At 57.5% G+C, this 16,645-nt stretch carries 13 protein-coding genes; 10 read left to right on the forward strand and 3 right to left on the reverse strand.

Translation table 11 applies throughout. The features are described from left to right. Positions 1 to 445, forward strand: a 445-nt coding sequence (locus NTW95_04920; protein MCX6556759.1) for an amidohydrolase family protein, incomplete at its 5' end; no start/stop codon positions are given. 59 nt (positions 446 to 504) lie between these two features. Here the strand turns inward: NTW95_04920 and NTW95_04925 are convergent. Continuing rightward, positions 505 to 1,338, reverse strand: coding sequence for an OmpA family protein (locus NTW95_04925; GenBank protein MCX6556760.1), 834 nt, complete (start codon positions 1,336 to 1,338; stop codon positions 505 to 507). A gap of 138 nt (positions 1,339 to 1,476) precedes the next feature. Between NTW95_04925 and eno the strand changes: the two genes are divergently transcribed. The 6 genes from eno (at position 1,477) to NTW95_04955 (ending at position 9,389) form a co-directional block, all read left to right on the forward strand. Continuing rightward, positions 1,477 to 2,760, forward strand: coding sequence for a phosphopyruvate hydratase (gene eno, locus NTW95_04930; GenBank protein MCX6556761.1), 1,284 nt, complete (start codon positions 1,477 to 1,479; stop codon positions 2,758 to 2,760). 52 nt (positions 2,761 to 2,812) lie between these two features. After that, a complete protein-coding gene (locus NTW95_04935; protein ID MCX6556762.1) occupies positions 2,813 to 4,003 on the forward strand; it encodes an MFS transporter in 1,191 nt (396 codons plus the stop codon). A gap of 95 nt (positions 4,004 to 4,098) precedes the next feature. Continuing rightward, positions 4,099 to 4,281, forward strand: coding sequence for a hypothetical protein (locus NTW95_04940; protein ID MCX6556763.1), 183 nt, complete (start codon positions 4,099 to 4,101; stop codon positions 4,279 to 4,281). Positions 4,282 to 4,305: 24 nt separating this feature from the next. Next, positions 4,306 to 7,644 carry a VIT domain-containing protein gene (locus NTW95_04945; protein MCX6556764.1) on the forward strand — a complete coding sequence of 1,113 codons (3,339 nt, stop codon included), beginning with the start codon at positions 4,306 to 4,308 and terminating at the stop codon, positions 7,642 to 7,644. A gap of 420 nt (positions 7,645 to 8,064) precedes the next feature. Next, positions 8,065 to 8,787, forward strand: coding sequence for a phenylalanine--tRNA ligase beta subunit-related protein (locus NTW95_04950; GenBank protein ID MCX6556765.1), 723 nt, complete (start codon positions 8,065 to 8,067; stop codon positions 8,785 to 8,787). Positions 8,788 to 8,789: 2 nt separating this feature from the next. Further along, positions 8,790 to 9,389 (forward strand): pirin family protein, encoded by a 600-nt coding sequence (locus NTW95_04955; GenBank protein MCX6556766.1) that lies wholly within the window; start codon positions 8,790 to 8,792, stop codon positions 9,387 to 9,389. Between the two features lie 72 nt (positions 9,390 to 9,461). Here the strand turns inward: NTW95_04955 and NTW95_04960 are convergent, their stop codons facing one another. Then, positions 9,462 to 10,505, reverse strand: coding sequence for a YncE family protein (locus NTW95_04960; protein MCX6556767.1), 1,044 nt, complete (start codon positions 10,503 to 10,505; stop codon positions 9,462 to 9,464). A gap of 214 nt (positions 10,506 to 10,719) precedes the next feature. Here NTW95_04960 and NTW95_04965 point away from each other — a divergent pair, with 214 nt between their 5' ends. Genes NTW95_04965 through NTW95_04975 form a run of 3 tightly spaced genes read left to right on the forward strand, consistent with a single transcriptional unit; the run spans position 10,720 to position 16,415 of the window. Next, the gene (locus NTW95_04965) at positions 10,720 to 12,207 is read left to right on the forward strand and encodes a TolC family protein (protein MCX6556768.1); all 1,488 of its coding nucleotides are present in this window, start codon (positions 10,720 to 10,722) and stop codon (positions 12,205 to 12,207) included. 13 nt (positions 12,208 to 12,220) lie between these two features. Next, positions 12,221 to 13,339 carry an efflux RND transporter periplasmic adaptor subunit gene (locus NTW95_04970; GenBank protein ID MCX6556769.1) on the forward strand — a complete coding sequence of 373 codons (1,119 nt, stop codon included), beginning with the start codon at positions 12,221 to 12,223 and terminating at the stop codon, positions 13,337 to 13,339. After that, entirely contained in the window at positions 13,329 to 16,415 is a 3,087-nt protein-coding gene (locus tag NTW95_04975; protein ID MCX6556770.1) for an efflux RND transporter permease subunit, read from the forward strand. The genes NTW95_04970 and NTW95_04975 overlap by 11 nt, the downstream gene beginning before the upstream one ends. Here NTW95_04975 and NTW95_04980 read toward each other — a convergent pair. Continuing rightward, the coding region (locus NTW95_04980) for a hypothetical protein (protein MCX6556771.1) at positions 16,408 to 16,645 on the reverse strand (238 nt) is incomplete at its 5' end. The genes NTW95_04975 and NTW95_04980 overlap by 8 nt on opposite strands.

Below are 16,645 nucleotides of genomic sequence, written 5' to 3' on the forward strand. Positions count from 1 at the left end.
GATGCATGACCGTGGTACATATTTCGTCCCGACGCTCTATGGGTTCAGTGTCGGCCTGACGCCCGATTCCACGCCCGAGGAGCGAGCACTCCACCCTAGAATAGAGATGTTGTTGAAAAGCGGCCGCCAGGCAGTTGCGACCGCCAGACGGCTTGGAGTCCCCGTCGTCGCAGGGACGGACACCGGGTATGAGGAGAAAGAACCCACGGTTATCGATGAGATCATGCAACTGGCGTCCGCGGGTTTGTCGAACCTGGAGGCGATCCGGTCGGCGACCTCGCTGTCGGCGGAATGCCTTGAGATCTCGTCGGCCAAGGGCGCGCTCAAACCGGGTTGGGACGCCGATCTGGTTGCATATAAAAGCAATCCGCTCAAGGACTTGGCTGTCCTGCGCGAACCCATACTGGTTATCAATGGGGGAAAAGTGTTTCTGCGCAAAGAATAAAGGCCGGCCCTGTTTTTTTATTCTATTTTTACATATTTCCCGAATGGAATCGGCGACAGTTACTGCTTGACCAGCTCGACGCGGCGGTTCTTGGCGCGCCCCTCCTCGCTGTCGTTGGCGGCGACGGGGGAGAACTGGCCGCAGCCGTATGAGCGCAGCCGCGCCGCGGCGATGCCGTGCTCGCTGACCAGCGCCTTTAGGACGGCCTCGGCGCGGTCCTGGGACAGCTTGATGTTGCCGTCGACGGTTCCCTGGTTGTCGGTATGGCCGACCACGAAGAGCTTCAGTCCCGGGTCGCTCTTCAGGAGCTTGGCGATCTCGCCGATGGCCTGGGCCGACTCGGGCTTAATCAGCGACTTGCCGGAATCGAAAAAGATGCCGTAGACCGCGGCGTGGCCGCTGGCGTTGATGTCGTTGGCGAAGGCCTCGGCGTTGGCGACGATATCCTGGGCCATGCCCTGCTTCTGCACGATGGTCAGCCCGTACTTGCCGGTGAACTCCGCCCACAGCTGGACCCAGATCTCCTTGCCGTCCTTGATGATCTTGTACGTGTCAATGCCCTTCTCGCTCCAGACGACTGTACCGCCCAGCTTCTGAACGGCGTTCTCGAAGTTGCGCTGGATCTGCAGCTCGCTCGGCTTCGAGGGGAGATCGTTCTGCGGGTAGTAGGTGATTTTCCACAGCTGCCCTTCCACCGTCTCCTTCTTCCCCTTGGCAACTATGAAATCGTGGCTGTCGAACTGCTTCTGGTCGCAGTTATAGAGCCAGCTGCCCGGCATCCTCGTGAACAGGGGATGGTCCTTGCACTTGGGATTGTCCTTTTGCTCTGCGGCCAGGCTGGCACCCAGCAGGAACAGCATGGCGCCAATGAGCATCAGTGATCTTTTTTTCATGGTTTGTCTCCTTTTGGATTCAGCACCGATTTTTAGCACATGGCAGATCAAATTTCAAGTCTGCCGCTGGCGAGGCTTTTTTTAACCGCGCCGGGATATCTGGTATAATAGCCGGGAAAATTAACATGGAGAAATAACATGGGCAAAGCGATCAAAAAGGTTTTCGGCAGGGAGATACTCGACTCGCGCGGCAACCCGACCGTGGAAGCGGAGGTGACACTGGCCGACGGATCGTTCGGCCGCGCCGCCACGCCGTCGGGCGCCTCCACCGGCGTCCACGAAGCGTGCGAATTGCGCGACGAGGACAAGAAGCGCTACCTGGGCAAGGGGGTGCTGAAAGCGGTCGGACATGTCAACGGCGAGATCGCCGCCGCCCTCAAGGGAAAGGATGCCTTCGACCAGGAAAAGATAGACCGGATCATGATTGACCTGGATGGCAGCGAAAACAAGGGCCGCCTCGGCGCCAATGCCATCCTGGCAGTCAGCCTGGCCGTTGCCCGCGCCGCCGCCGCCAGCGCCGGGCTTCCCCTGTACGCTTATCTGGGCGGCAAAAAAGCCAACCTCCTGCCCGTCCCGTGCTTCAACATCATGAACGGCGGCGCCCACGCCAACTGGCAGGGGACCGACCTGCAGGAGTTCATGATCGCCCCGGTCGGAGCCCCAAGCTTCCGCGAGGCCCTGCGCTGGGGGGCCGAGACCTACCATGCCTTGAAGAAAGTGTTGAAGGACGCCGGCTATTCGACCGGTGTCGGCGACGAGGGCGGCTTCGCGCCGGCGCTGAAAACAAATGCCGAGGCGGTGGAACTGATCCTCAAGGCGATCGCCGCCGCCGGCTATAAGCCCGGCGAGCATATCGCCATCGCCCTCGATCCCGCCTCCAGCGCCTTTTACGAGGACGGGTTTTACAATCTGCGCACTGAAAAGCGCAAGATCGACTCGGAGCAGATGGTGGCCATGTGGGCCGATTGGACGAAAAAATATCCCATAGTCGTTCTTGAAGACGGACTGGCCGAGGACGACTGGGAAGGATGGAAGCTTCTCAATATGGATATCGGCGTCCGGGTCGAGCTGGTCGGCGACGACCTCTTCGTGACCAACGTCACGCGCATCGAGCGCGGCATCGCAGAGAACGCGGCCAATGCCGTGCTGATCAAGCTCAACCAGATCGGCACGCTGACCGAGACGAAGGCGGCGATCACCATGGCGCGCGGCGCCGGCTGGGGGGCGATGGTTTCGCACCGCAGCGGCGAGACGGTCGACAGCTTCATCGCCGACCTCACCGTGGCCATGGCCACCGGCCACCTGAAAACGGGCGCTCCCTGCCGCGGCGAGCGGGTGGAGAAGTACAACCAACTGCTGCGCATTGAGGAAGAGCTGGGCTCAGCTGCCGTTTATGCCGGACGCAAGGCTTTCGTTCGTTGAAGCGGAGGGGTTTGATTAATCAAACCCCTACCCCCCTGAAACGCAATTGCCTGTGCCAAGCGGATCCGAAATAGTCAGCCGCAACCTGTGGAAGATCCTCGCCCTGAGATTCCTGGGGGACTTCCTCCCCATTGCGCCGGTGCTGATCCTTTATTACACGGCAAACGGTTTGAATTCCACCCAGATTTTCACCATCCAGGCCGCCTTCCACCTGGTCGTCCTCCTCTTGGAAGTCCCTTCGGGCTACCTGGCCGACGTGGTCGGCCGCAGGAAAACGCTGATCCTGGGGGCGATTTTCTTCCCCCTTGGCATGGGCGTATATGCCGTCGGCCGAAGCTTTGCCGCCTTCGTCTGCGCCGAGGCCGTATTGGCTGTGAGCATCAGCATGCGCTCGGGCTGCGACTCGGCTCTGCTCTTCGATTCGCTGCGCCAGCTCAAGCGCGAGGGGGAATACAAGCGCTACGAAGGGCGGAATGCCCTTTTCGCCCGGACTGGCACCGCCGTCTCGTCGGTAGCCGGCGGGCTGCTGGCCGCGGTCTTCCTGCGCCTGCCCTTCCTGGTCAACATCGGTTCGGCCCTGTTCATGCCGCCGCTTACCGTTGCCCTGGCCGAGCCTGAGCGGGAGAAGCGCCGCTCGCATGAGCCGCTGCGGGATATCCTGCGCATCTGCCGCTTCTGCCTGAGGGAGCCCCATATCCGGCCGGTGGTGCTGTTCGCCGGCCTGATCATGGCCTGCAACCTGACCGGCGTCTGGGCCTATTTTCTCCTTTACCAGGGCCTGGGCATCGGCATCGGCTGGTTCGGCGTCCTGTTCGCGGCGTTCCAACTGGCCGGCGCCCTGGGCGGCGGCTGGGCGCATGCCTTCAGCGAGCGTTTCGGGGCCAGGGCCGCCCTGCTCCTGGCGCTGTTCAGCCCGCTGTGCTTTGTCCTGCTCGGTCTGTTCCCGAGCATCTGGCTCCTGGCGCTGGTGCCGGCCAACGCCCTGCTCTGGAACCTGGCCTACCCGGTGCTGCTCGAGCGGCTCAACCTGGCCGTCGGCTCCGATGTCCGGGCCACCGTCCTCTCCCTGGCCTCGATGGCCGGGAGCGTGATGTTCATCGTCATCTCGCCGCTCTTCGGCCGCCTGGTTAACGCCTTCTCCCTCTCAGCCGCTTTTATCGCGCTTGGCGCCCTTTTCCTCCTGGCTGGAGCGCCCTTGGTGGCCGCCATCCTGCGCCACTGGCGGGAAGGACAGTCCATCTGAGATTTTTGCTAAAAGGGTCCTGAATCATGATCCCGGTCTTTTCATGCCCTGGCGCACTGCATATTTGATGCATAACATCATCAAGGAGGTGGACCATGTTAGATGGCTTTGCTATCATGGGCGAGGGCGGCGGCATGACAGGAAAATTGAATGGTCGATTCAGTTTTTTGAATTATGTGTTAATCTCTATGTATGAAACGGCATGGATTGATCCGATAAGTCATGATCTGTCCTGGATCGCAGGGAAAAGGGCTGTTCCTGGTACGAATATTGCTTGATCGGCAGTATTGAAGGGGGTAACAATGAGAAAACAAATTTCATTCATGTCCTTTCTGGTGTTCCTAGGATTGCTTGTTATCGGCATCCCTACCGTCATTGCGGCCCAGGGGGCTGTCCCGGCGCTGGTGTCCATTGACAACGACAAGCCTGAGCCCCTCTTTCTTGCCGGGCTGGCCGTGGATGTCAGGATCCTCGGGGTGGTGGCTGAAACGCGGATGACGATGACCTTCAGCAATCCATACGACCGGCAGTTGGCTGGCGACCTGTATTTCCCACTGCCCGAGGGGGCGACCGTGAGCGGCTACGCCCTGGACATCAACGGCGTGATGATCGACGGCGTGGTCGTGGAAAAGGACAAGGGCCGGCAGGTATTCGAATCCCTGACCCGCGTGCGCATTGATCCCGGGCTGGTGGAGTGGGTGAAGGGCAACAACTTCAAGACCCGCGTCTTTCCCATCCCGGCCCATGGGAGCCGCACCATCATGGTCCGCTACCTCAGCGAGTTGTTCCCCAGGGGACGGGCCATGTTCTACCAGCTGCCGCTCCGTTTCAGCCAAAAGATAAAAGAGTTTTCCCTGCGGGTAGAAGTTGCCAACGGCGATGAGGAACCGAAAGTCCGTTCCGGGGAAATTGGTGCTTTCGCCTTCAAGAAATGGCGGCAAAATTTTGTCGCTGAAACAAAACTCAGCGATTCCTCCCTGCCTCAGGACCTGGTCATCGAGATCCCCGATGCCACGAAGCCGCGCGTGGTCGTGGAGAAAAACCCTGAGGGAGAATACTATTTCCTGGTCAGCGCTTTCCCCGAAAGCAGCGTGGCAGCAGCGCGGAACGCGGCCGTCGTCCCCGGACAGGTCACCATTTTCTGGGACGCGTCGGGCTCCCGCGGCAAGGGCGATCATCAGCGGGAATTCGAGTTCTTAAAAACTTATTTTGCCGGATTTCCTGGGGCGAGGATCGCCCTGGAATTGATCCTTTTCCGCTCCGAGTGCGAAAAGCCGCAGAAATTCTGGATTGAAAACGGCAATGTTGAGAAACTTCTGTCTATCCTTGCCAAAGTCGAATACGACGGCGGCACGACAACCGGATGCCTAGCCCCGGCGGCATCCGGATCAAAACCGGACCAATACCTGCTTTTCAGCGATGGGATCGCCAATTTCGGAGAAGAAGAACCGGCCGCATTCGACGCTCCGCTCTATGTCTTTTCCGGCGACAGCCAGGCCAACCATCCTTTTTTGCACCACCTGGCTGAAAAAAACAACGGCCGCTACTTCAACCTGGCGCAAGTGAGAACAACCGACGCGGCGCAGGCCGTCGGCCGGCCGCTGTTACGCTTTAGCGGGAGCGAAGCCGATGAAAGCCATATCCGCGACACCTATCCGCGCAGCGCGCGGGCAGCCGGTCCAAGGTTCGTCCTGGTCGGCAGGCTCCTTGCTGAAGAAGGGAGCATTGTCCTGAATTTTGGGCGCGAAGGAGGTGCGGGCAAAAAAATACCATACAGGATTTACCGCGCCAACGCCGTTGAAGGCGAGCTGCTGCAAACCTTCTGGGCCCAGAAAAAGATCGAAGAGCTCATGATATTTTCCCGGCGCAACAATAAGGAACTCATCGAGACGGGGAAGGCGTACGGCCTGGTGACTCCCGGAACGTCCCTGATCGTCCTTGACAACCTAGAGCAATACGTCGAGCACCGGATCATGCCGCCCAAATCGCTTCCCGATATGCGCCGTCAGTACCTCGTGCGCATCGAGCAAATAGATTCAGGCCGCAAACGTCTGGAAGAGGACAGATTTGAAAAAATACTCTCCCTCTGGTCGAACCGCAGCGACTGGTGGAAAACCGATTTTTCCAAGCTCCCCGAGCCGAAGCAAAAGCCGCCGGCTGCCGTCCAGACCATTCCGGTCAATTCTGCGCCTCCAGCCAGGCAAGCACCTCCGGCCCGGCGCCGGACCGTTCCGACCGCCTCTTCAGCTCAGTTGGACCCCAGGAGCAATGCCGGGATCCTGGGAAAAATAGTTTTGGAAGACGGTTCGCCGATTCCCGGGGTAACCATTTCCTTGAAAGATCCGCATGGCGCGCAGACAGCCGTCGTTTCGGATGAGGAGGGGAAGTTCTGGTATCGGCATGTCCCTGCCGGAGTATATGAGTTGAAAGCGGAACTGGAAGGGTTCCGCACCGTTCATTACGAGAACCTGCGCCTGCCGGCGGGAAAAACCATAGCGGTGACCATCCCCATGGAACTGGGAGCAATACGTGAGGAAGTGACCATCGCTGCCCGTGTTGCTCCCGTTGACGTGAGGTCGACGGCCGTTGCCGCAAATGTCGAGGACGAGTACGAGGCGGATGGAGTGGATGGCGGCGTTGAAGGGGGCGTTGAAGGAGGGGTGGTCGCTGGCGTCATGGGCGGGGTGGAAGGAGCGTCCCAGGCTGAGCCCGCCGTCCCTGGCAAGGGAGGATCGGAGCCGGCGATCGCCATCCTGGCCTGGGACCCGCAAGCGCCCTATATCCAGGCCCTGAAAGCTGCTGCCGATGGTGAACAATACGCCGTCTACATGGAGCAAAGGAAGCAGTATGGGGCTTCCCCAGGCTTTTACCTGGACTGCACCGATTTTTTCTTTGCGCATAAAAAGGCCGGCTTGGGCTTGCGGGTGTTGTCCAATATCGCCGAACTCGAGCTGGAAAACGGTGCCCTGCTGCGTGTCCTGGGCCACCGCCTGCAACAATTGGAATACCTGGAATCGAGCGCCTGGGTCTTTGCCGAGGTCCTGCGCTTGCGGCCCGAAGAGCCGCAATCGTATCGCGACCTGGCCTTGGTGCTGGCGACGCAGAAAAAATACGAGCGGGCCATCGAGCTTCTCAATCACATCGTGATGGGCCAATGGGACCGGTTTAACGAGATCGAACTGATCGCGCTGGAGGAAATGAACAACATCATCGAAAAAGCCAGGGCTGCCGGGGTCACTGAATTCAAGGTCTCACCGAGGTTGATCACACCCATGGACCTCGATATCCGCGTTGTCATGACCTGGGACGCCGATATGACCGACATCGACCTGTGGGTGACCGAGCCCACTGAGGAAAAGGCCTTCTACAGCCACAACCGTACATCGATCGGCGGGCTGGTCTCCCGGGATTTTACCGACGGCTACGGCCCGGAAGAGTATCTTATCCGCAAGGCCAAGCACGGTGTCTACAAGATCCAAGCCAATTACTATGGGAGCAGATCGAGCAGCATGCTCGGCCCGGTTACCGTGCAGATCGATGTCTTCACCAACTGGGGCCGCGCCAATGAAAAGAAAAAATCCCTGACCCTGCGCCTGTCCGAGAGCAAGGAGGTCGCCACCATCGGCGAGATCGAGTTCTGAAACGGGCGGTTATGGCAGGAAAAAAGGATAAAAAAAATCCTATTGTTTAATCGGTAGGGGTTTGATTAATCAAACCCCTACATCCGATCAAATCCACAATGATTGGATAATGATGAAGAATCCAGCAGTAACATTGGGGAAGATCATCCGATTTTTCAAGGCTAAGTCTGTCCTGAAAATAAGAAATGAAGTAAATATTTCCTTTTATTGGCAGCGCAATTACCATGAACATATTATTCGTGATCGAAATGAATTGTCCAGAATAAGAAAATATATCAGGGACAATCCAACCAATTGGCCACTAGATGAAGATAACCCAGTCAATAGAATGGAATAAAAAAATGTTCTACAATGGTTATTCACGTAGGGTTTTGATTCATCAAACCCTTGGACGTTGTTTATTATTTCCTTGAGGGCTCGATGAAAGATCTGAATTATTCGATCGCCGGTGCGGTGTTCGCCAAATTTCCCGAATATTTGCGCGGCGTGGTCTGGGCCTGCCAGGTCCGCAACGGCGCCACTCCGCCCGAGCTGCTCCAGTTACTGCGAAACGAGGAAGCGCGGGCGCGGGAGCGGCTGAAGCTGGAGACCCTGACCCTTGAGCCGCGCCTGGCCTCGTGGCGCGAGGCCTTCCGCGAACTCGGTTACAAGCCCGGCGATTTCCGGCCGTCGATCGAGGCGCTGCTGCGCCGGGTGCTGCACGGCCAGGACCTGCCTGTGATCAATGCGTTGGTTGATATCGGCAACCTCGTCTCCCTGCGCCACCTGCTTCCGGTCGGCGGCCACGCCATCGACGTGCTCAGGCGCGACATCGAGCTGCGCCCCGCATCCGGCGCCGAGGAGTTCATCCCTTTCGGTTCGCAAGCAGTCGAGCACCCGCAGCCCGGAGAGTATATTTTCACCGAAGGGGACAGGGTCCTGACCCGGCGCTGGATCTGGCGCCAGGCCAACCATACACTGACCCTGCCGGAAACGACGGCCATCGAGTTCAACATCGACGCCTTGCCGCCGGTGACGGAGGCAGATGTGGCAGCGGCAGGAAAAGACGTTATGGACCTGGTCGAATATCATTGCGGCGGCCGCATGCGCTTCGCAATTCTCAGCCGCCGGAACCCGCAGCTGCAACTGAACGAAGGAGTGTGATCATGAAAACAATCAGAAAAATCAAAACGGTTCAGGCGGGCGTTCCTACTTTGGAAGGGGCCGGCGTACGGCTGAAGCGGATGTTCGGCTTCGAGAAAGTTCCCGGGCTCGATCCTTTCCTGCTACTGGACGATTTTGGCTCCAAGGATCCCGGGGATTATATCGCGGGTTTTCCCTGGCACCCGCACCGCGGCATCAAAACCATCACTTATGTGCTGAAAGGGGAGATCGACCACGGCGACAGCATGGGCAACCAGGGAGTGATCGGACCCGGCGATGTGCAATGGATGACGGCCGGCTCGGGGGTCATCCACCAGGAGATGCCGCGCGAGAACCGGCGGACCGGTCTGCAGGGGTTCTTTGACCCGGGGAAGAAAAAGGCAGCCGGGGCGGGAAAGCTGGTGACGTTCGGCGACGGCGACGGTGTGGAAATAAGAGCCGGCAAGGCTGGGGCGCGCTTCCTGCTCGTGTCGGGCAAGCCTCTGCGCAAACCGGTGGCTTGGCGCGGCCCCATCGTCATGAATACCGAGGAGGAGCTGCGCACCGCCTTCGCCGAGTACGAGGCCGGCACCTTCCTCAAGCACAAGGCCGTAATGGGCTGAACCATTTTTCCCCTTCAGCCGGCCATATTCATTATCGGACGCCGACCGTGGCGCTTTTTATTGCGCGGCGCTTCATTCCCCGTACTCAAGGATTTGGAAGGTTCCGGGCAGCACCTGCGGCCGCGGGCGGGGATTCTCCGCCGTCGCCGCCGGAGCGGGGGCGAATTCGGCTGTCACCAAAAAAATGTGATGGGTCTGCGCATCGAGCTCCAGGGTGCGCGCACCGCGGGCGGTGGCCACTGTTTCCACGACGGCGTACGAGTCGGGCGTCAGCTGGCGGATGACGGTCATAGTCCCCTCGCCGTTGGAACTGAAGATGAGGCCGGTAGCCGGATCAAAACGGACGCCGTCGCAGCCTGAGCCGATGGGCGCCGTCGCGATGATGGCGCCGCTGTCGGCGTCGGAGACCACCAGCAGGTTGTTGGCGCAAACGGAAAACAGGCGCCGGTTCTTCAGGTCAAAGGTCAGGCCGCTCGGCTCCTGGCCAGGGGCCAGCTTCCAGCGGCGAACGACCTTGAGGCACCGGCTGTCGAGGGCCGCGATCTCGCCGGTGTCCTCGATATTGACGAAAACGGTGCCGTTGCCGTCGCTTTGGGCGAACTCGGGTTTTCCGCCCAGGGCGATCGTGCCGGCCAAGCTGTTGTCGGCCGCGTTCACCACCGTGGCGTCGGCGCTGCGGCCGTTGAAGGAGAACAGGCGGCCGCTGAAGTCGTCGTAAAGGAGCGCATCGGGGTTGGCGCCGGTCTTGACGTCAGCCGACTTTTCCCCCGTCTTTAGATCGAAAACGGTCAATGCATCGGCCCGGCCGTTGCTGATGTAGCCGCGGCCGAATTTGGGGGCGAAGGCCACCCCGTGCACCCCCTGCAATCCGGTGATCGATTCCAGTTTCCGGCCGGAATCGACCTGGAAGAGAACGACTTCCGTGCCGTGGGTGATGTACATGGTTCGCGTTTTCTTATCCAGGGCCAGGTAGTCCCAGAACCCTTCCCCGCCCAGCATGGTTTTTTTAATCAGATGGTAGCCAACCGGTTTCTCGCTGGCATTGGGCCCCGGGTTGAATAGGAGTACAATCATTGCCAGCAACAATAAAATTCCTTCAGCAAAAGATTTTTTCATTTCGCCTCCTGTCGCTTTTATCAAAAGTAAAGCATTCAACTGAATGATTTCTTGCAAACATTATATTCCATGCAAAAAAAAACTCAACGCCGAGCGCTTTGAGTTTTCTGTCGTTTGCATGAATTTGGGATGAAATCTTAGCGAAACCGGCTCAAAGGCTTATAGCCCGAAAAGCCTACACTGCAATTGACATCTATTTTGCATCTGTGTTATTTTGAACAGCAGTGGATATTCAACCATCATTTCATCGTGCAAGAAAGTGCTGCCTGGATTGTTATTCATTTTAAAACAAAAAATGATGATATTGCATAGAAAAAAAATAAATTGTCTGTTTTTGTTCGCAATTTTTTTTTCAGGTTGCGTGCGCTATCATCCCCAACCCATCTTTGCTGACAAAACGCTCGGCGATTTTGAAGAACGCACATTGGATGCGGCGGAGTTGAAAGAGTTTTTTAGAATCAATGGACAAACCCCCGAGTGGCCGATGAAATCGTGGGATATCAAAGCGTTGACGCTGGTCAGCTTGTTTTACCACCCCGATCTCGATGTCGCCCGGGCGCAATGGGGCGTTACCCAGGCCGGCAGGATTACGGCGGGTGAGCGACCCAATCCGGATTTCTCTTTCGCCCCCACTTACAACAGCTCCATCCCGGTTGGCGAAGGAACTCGCTGGAGCCCGGGGTTCAGCCTCGACATTACCATTGAAACGGCGGGGAAACGCGGCATCCGAATAGCCCGGGCCCGCCAATTCTCCGAGGCTGCCTACCTCAATATCCATACCGTCGCCTGGCAGGTATACAGCCGTTTGCGTCAGAGTGTGCTTGAGTTGTATGGAGCGGAGCAAGCATGCGTACTCTTAAATGAAAGACAAAGCGCTCTCGCCGCCAATACGGCGATAGCCGAGGCGCAACATGCCGCTGGCGCTATCTCGGCCTATCAGGTTGCCCAGTTGCGGATCGCCATGCAATCGAGTCGCCTGGATTTATTTGAAGCTGAGAAAGCCCGCAGCCAGGCGTGGGTGAAACTCGCCGCGGCTATGGGTGTGCCCTTTCATGTCGTCAAGGAATTGCCGATACATTATGATGAATTTGAACGTTACGACGTTAAAATTTCCGAAAAGGAAGCGCGCTTGCATGCTCTAACCGCCAGGAACGACATTTTGAGCGCGCTGGCCGAGTATGCCGCCGCGCAATCGTCATTGCGGCTCGAAGTGGCCCGCCAATACCCCGATATCCATCTGGGGCCGGGTTATCAGTTGGACCAATCGCAAAATAAATGGACGTTGGGGATCACATTCAATTTGCCCATATTCAGCCGCAACCGCGGCCCAATCGCCGAAGCCGAAGCACGTCGGAGTGAGGCCGCCGCGCGTTTTTTGGCATTGCAAGCGAGTATTTTAAGCGAGATCGACAGCGCGTTGGCTGGAATCAAAGCTGCTCTCCCACAGGCAGAGGCTGCAGAGGAGTTGCTGAACAATTTGCAAAAACAGGAAAAAACCGCCGCCGCGATGCATGAAATCGGAGAAATATCAAAAGCCGACCTCTTGGCGCTCAGGCTGGAGTTGAATACCGCCTACATATCCCGTTTGAATGCGCTGATCAAGGCTCAAGAAGCGATCGGGGCATTTGAAAACGCCGTGCAAAGCGCATTGGAGTTGTCACCGGAACAATTGCAGGTCGCCCCAAGCCGGTCCAAGCGCTGAAGGAGAAACAATCATGAGTAGACGCCCGAAAACGATTATCATCGCCCTAATCATCATTGTCATCATCGCCATCGTCGTGTGGCGCGGCTTGATACTGAAAAACGCCAACGAAGGCGAAAAAGTTGAACCCGAAGTGACTGTCGAGGTTGCACCGATCGTGCGCACAACCCTTCACCGCGTGGTGGTTGCCTACGGCGTGGTGGAAGCCCAGCCGGCCGGGGAAAATACCGCGCCGGCCGGGTCGCGCATCGCCAGCCCATTTGCTGGCATGTTGGCGCAGGTCTATTGCCGCGAGGGTCAATCTGTCCGCAAAGGCGATGCCTTGTTCAGCCTCGATAGCCGCGTCGCCGATCTGGCGGTTGAGAAAGCCAGGCAGTCGCTTGTCTTTGCCGAGTTTACCGATGAACGGCAAAAAAAACTGCTCGCGGTCGAGGGGACCGCGCAGAAAAACGTCGAAGAGGCCGAATTGCAATTGAAAACCGCCCGCAACGATCTGGCCAATGCCCAAATCCAACAAAAACTGTTGCAGATCATTGCCCCCATTGACGGCATGGTCACGCAAATCTTTGTCCGCCCCGGGGAGAGTGTCGAAACAGCGACCATTCTCGCCGATGTCGTCGACCTGGAGCGGCTGATCGTAACGGCGTCTGTGCCGGTCAACGAAGCGGCAGCGCTTAGAACCGATCAAACGGTTGAATTGACTGGTGGTCAGAATACGATCGATCGTGAAGACGCGCCAGCTATCGTCAACGGTGGAAAATTGATCTATGTCGGCGCTGCGGTCGATCCCAAATCGGATACGGTGACGATCCGCGCCACGCTGCCCAGAAGCGTCAAATTGCAATTGGGCCGGTTCCTGACCCTGCGCATCATCTGCGCCGAACATGCCGGTTGTCTGGCTGTACCCGAAGCGGCGCTGGTGAAAGATGACGACGGCAACCCGGCGATCATGCTGGTTGAAAGCGACCACGCGCTGCAAAAAGTGGTTAAAGCGGGGCTGCGCGATGCCGGTCTTGTTGAAGTAGCGGCAGAGGGTTTGAAGGAAGGGCAGCAGGTTATCACCGACGGCGCCTATGGGCTGCCCGACAAAACGAAAGTCGTGACCGCCGGCGATAAAAAACATGGAACCTAAACGCACATTCGTCAATTTCGCCGGGCAGCATTCGCTGCTGATTATCTTTATGACGATCGTCCTGTGCATGGCGGGCGTCTATGCCGCGTTGAGTCTGCCTTCGTCGGTTTTTCCCAAGACCGATTTCCCGCGGGTCGTCCTGCTTATTGATAATGGCGTGATGCCGTCCGAAGAGATGATGGCAACGATCACCCGGCCGATCGAAGAGGCGATGAAAGACATCCCCGGTGTGACGACGATCCGTTCGGCGACCGGGCGCGGTTCGGCCGAAGTCAATGTCTTTTTTAATTGGCAAGTCGACATGATCAAAGCGGAGCTTTTTGTCCTTGGCCGGCTTGCGCAGATTCGCGGTACGTTGCCGACCACCACCGATGCCAAAGTATTCCGTGCCACCTTTTCCAATTTCCCGATGATCGGCGTCAGCTTGACCAGTAGCACGCGTTCCATCACCGATTTGTGGGAAATCGCCCGTTATGAGATCAAGCCTCGTTTCCTGCGTATCCCCGATGTGGCCAGGGTCAATCTGGTCGGTGGGTGTGCCCCGGAGTTCCATGTCGTGGTTGACCCGTTGCGGCTGCATGCGGCCGGGCTCACCTTGACGCAGGTTACGGACGCATTCGAGAAAAACAATCTGATCGCATCATCGGGCATGCATGAAGAGAACCATATGCTCTATCTGACCGTCGTTGACGGCAGGGTTCATACCATCAAGGATATCGAAGACTTCATCGTGATGGTGTCGAACTCGCATCCGGTCCGCATCCGCGATATCGCCGTGGTCCAGCGTGGCCCCGAACCCGTATTCAATGTCGTCACCGCCGACGGCCGGGATGCGGTGCTTTTGAATATCCACAGTCAACCCGACGGCAGTATCCTCGATATCGCCAAGGGGCTCCATGAGGAGATCGGCGAATTGAAGCGGCATCTTTCTCCTGACTTGAAGCTGGCGTTTTTTTATGATCAATCGCTGATCGTGCGGTCGTCGGTGGCAAGCGTTTGGGAAGCGATTTTTTTCGGTCTGTTCTTATCAATCCTGATCCTCTACTTCTTTCTGAAAAACTGGGGCACGACCATGATCGCCACGCTGGTGATCCCGGTCACCGTCCTGGTCACGTTGCTGGCGATGAAGTTCGCCGGTCTCAGCTTTAATTTGATGACGCTGGGCGGCATCGCCGCCGCCATCGGCCTGATCATCGATGACGCTATTGTCGTGGTCGAGGCGATTCATACCAATATCCGCAGCGGCTTGCCCAAGTCCGAGGCGATCGGCCGGGCCATCGCCGAAATATATCGCCCGCTGGTCGGTTCCACCTTGACGCCGGTTGTCGTGTTCGTGCCGCTGGCGTTTTTAGATGGTCTTACCGGAGTCTTCTTCCGTTCCCTGGCATTGACAATGGTTGTGGCGTTACTGATGTCGCTTGTACTCGCCGTCACATTAACGCCCGCCCTGGCGGCATTTTTTATCCGTGCGCATGCCGTTGCTTCGGCAAATGCCGGGGATGCGGCCGGTCCGCTGCTCACCCGGGTGATCGCCATTTATGAACGGGCTGTGCGCGCGGTCCTCAAGCGGCCGCGGCTGACACTTGCCGTCTGTGGTTTGATCATCCTGGCCGGTATCGGGTTGTATTTGCAACTCAAGAGTGAATTCCTGCCGGAGATGGATGAGGGCGGGTTCGTCATCGATTATCTCAGCCCTCCGGGAACCAGTTTGGCGGAAACGCACCATCAACTTTTAAAAGCGGAGCGGATTTTAAAGACGATTCCGGAACTCGAAAGTTTTTCGCGGCGTACTGGCGCCCGGCTTGCCTTAGCCGTTTGCGAACCCAATAACGGTGATTTCCTGGTGAAGCTGAAACCAAACCGGTCGCGTTCGACTGCAGAGGTCATTGCCGAATTGCGGAATAAATTCAACCAAGCCGTGCCCGATATGAATTGGGAATTCCCGGGTATTTTAGGCGACCTTATCGGTGACCTGATGTGGTCGCCGCAGCCGATCGAAGTGAAACTATTCTCAAAAGACAGTGCCTTCCTGAAGAAAAAAGCTTCGGAAATCGAGAAAAAACTCAAGACCATTCCCGGTGTCGTCGATACGTACAATGGCCTCGTCTCGACCGGGCCGACGATTGGTTTGCATGTTCGATATGCCGCTGCGCAGCGATTCGGCATCAGTAGCGATGATATTGCCGCTGCCGTCAATATTGCCATGCTGGGGCGTACGGCTTCATCCGTCCTTGAAGGTGACCGGGTGGTCGATATTCGTGTCAAAGTCGAACCCGTTTTTATTTCGCGCTTAACGAAGTTACGCGAGTTGCCGTTGCGCGCGGCCGATGGCGCGTTGATCAAATTGTCGCAGGTGGCCGATATCGTTGAGGAGCCAGGTCAATATGAATTACGCCGTGATGATTTGCGCCAGGACGTGGCCATCACCGGCCGCCTTGAAGGGCGCGATTTGGGCAGCGCCATGAACGAAATTCGCGCCGCCTTGGAAAATGACACTTCGATTCCCGCCGGCAGCATCGAGTACGGCGGTTTGTATGAGCAACAACGGGAGTCGTTTTTTAATTTGCTGGTGGTTTTGGTGATGGCGATTTTGCTTGTGTTTACCGTGCTGCTGGTTGAGTTCGGCTCGTTTTATGAGCCCATCGCCATTGTCTTTGGTGCGATACTGGCGATATTTGGCTCGATTTTAGCGTTGTGGTTTACTGGCACCTCTCTGAATGTCGTATCGTTTTTAGGTGCGATCATAGGTGTCGGCATCGTTGCTAAAAACGGTATTTTGATGCTCGATTTTGTCAACCATTTGCGGGGCGAAGGTCACAATTTGACCGAAGCCTTGGTCCGGTCGGGCCGGCGGCGCTTGCGGCCGGTGCTGATGACATCACTGGCCGCCGCTCTGGGCATGCTGCCTCTGGCATACGGCATCGGTTCCGGGGCCGACATGCTCAAGCCGTTGGCCATCGCGGTGATCGGCGCCCTGTGCATTTCGGTTCTTCTGTCACTGCTGGCGACGCCCGTACTGTATTTGCTATTGCAAAACTTGTTTGCCGGCCATACGAAGAAAGCGAATATTAATTGATGAGTAGATGAGTTGATGGGGCAATGGCACTGACGGCGACCGATTGCGGGCGGCCGGGGAGCACGGCCAAATCAAAAGGCAAATACGGCCCGAAGTTTGGATCATTGCCCAGCCACAAGCGGAAATCAATGGCCCCTGAGTCCGGGGAAATCCGGTAAACGAGGCTGGTCTGCGCCAGGCCCAGGTACAAAAACTGGCCATCCTCAGAGAGCGCCAGTTTTCCCGGTTGT

The organism is Candidatus Aminicenantes bacterium (genome assembly GCA_026393795.1).
Lineage (GTDB): Bacteria > Acidobacteriota > Aminicenantia > UBA2199 > UBA2199 > UBA2199.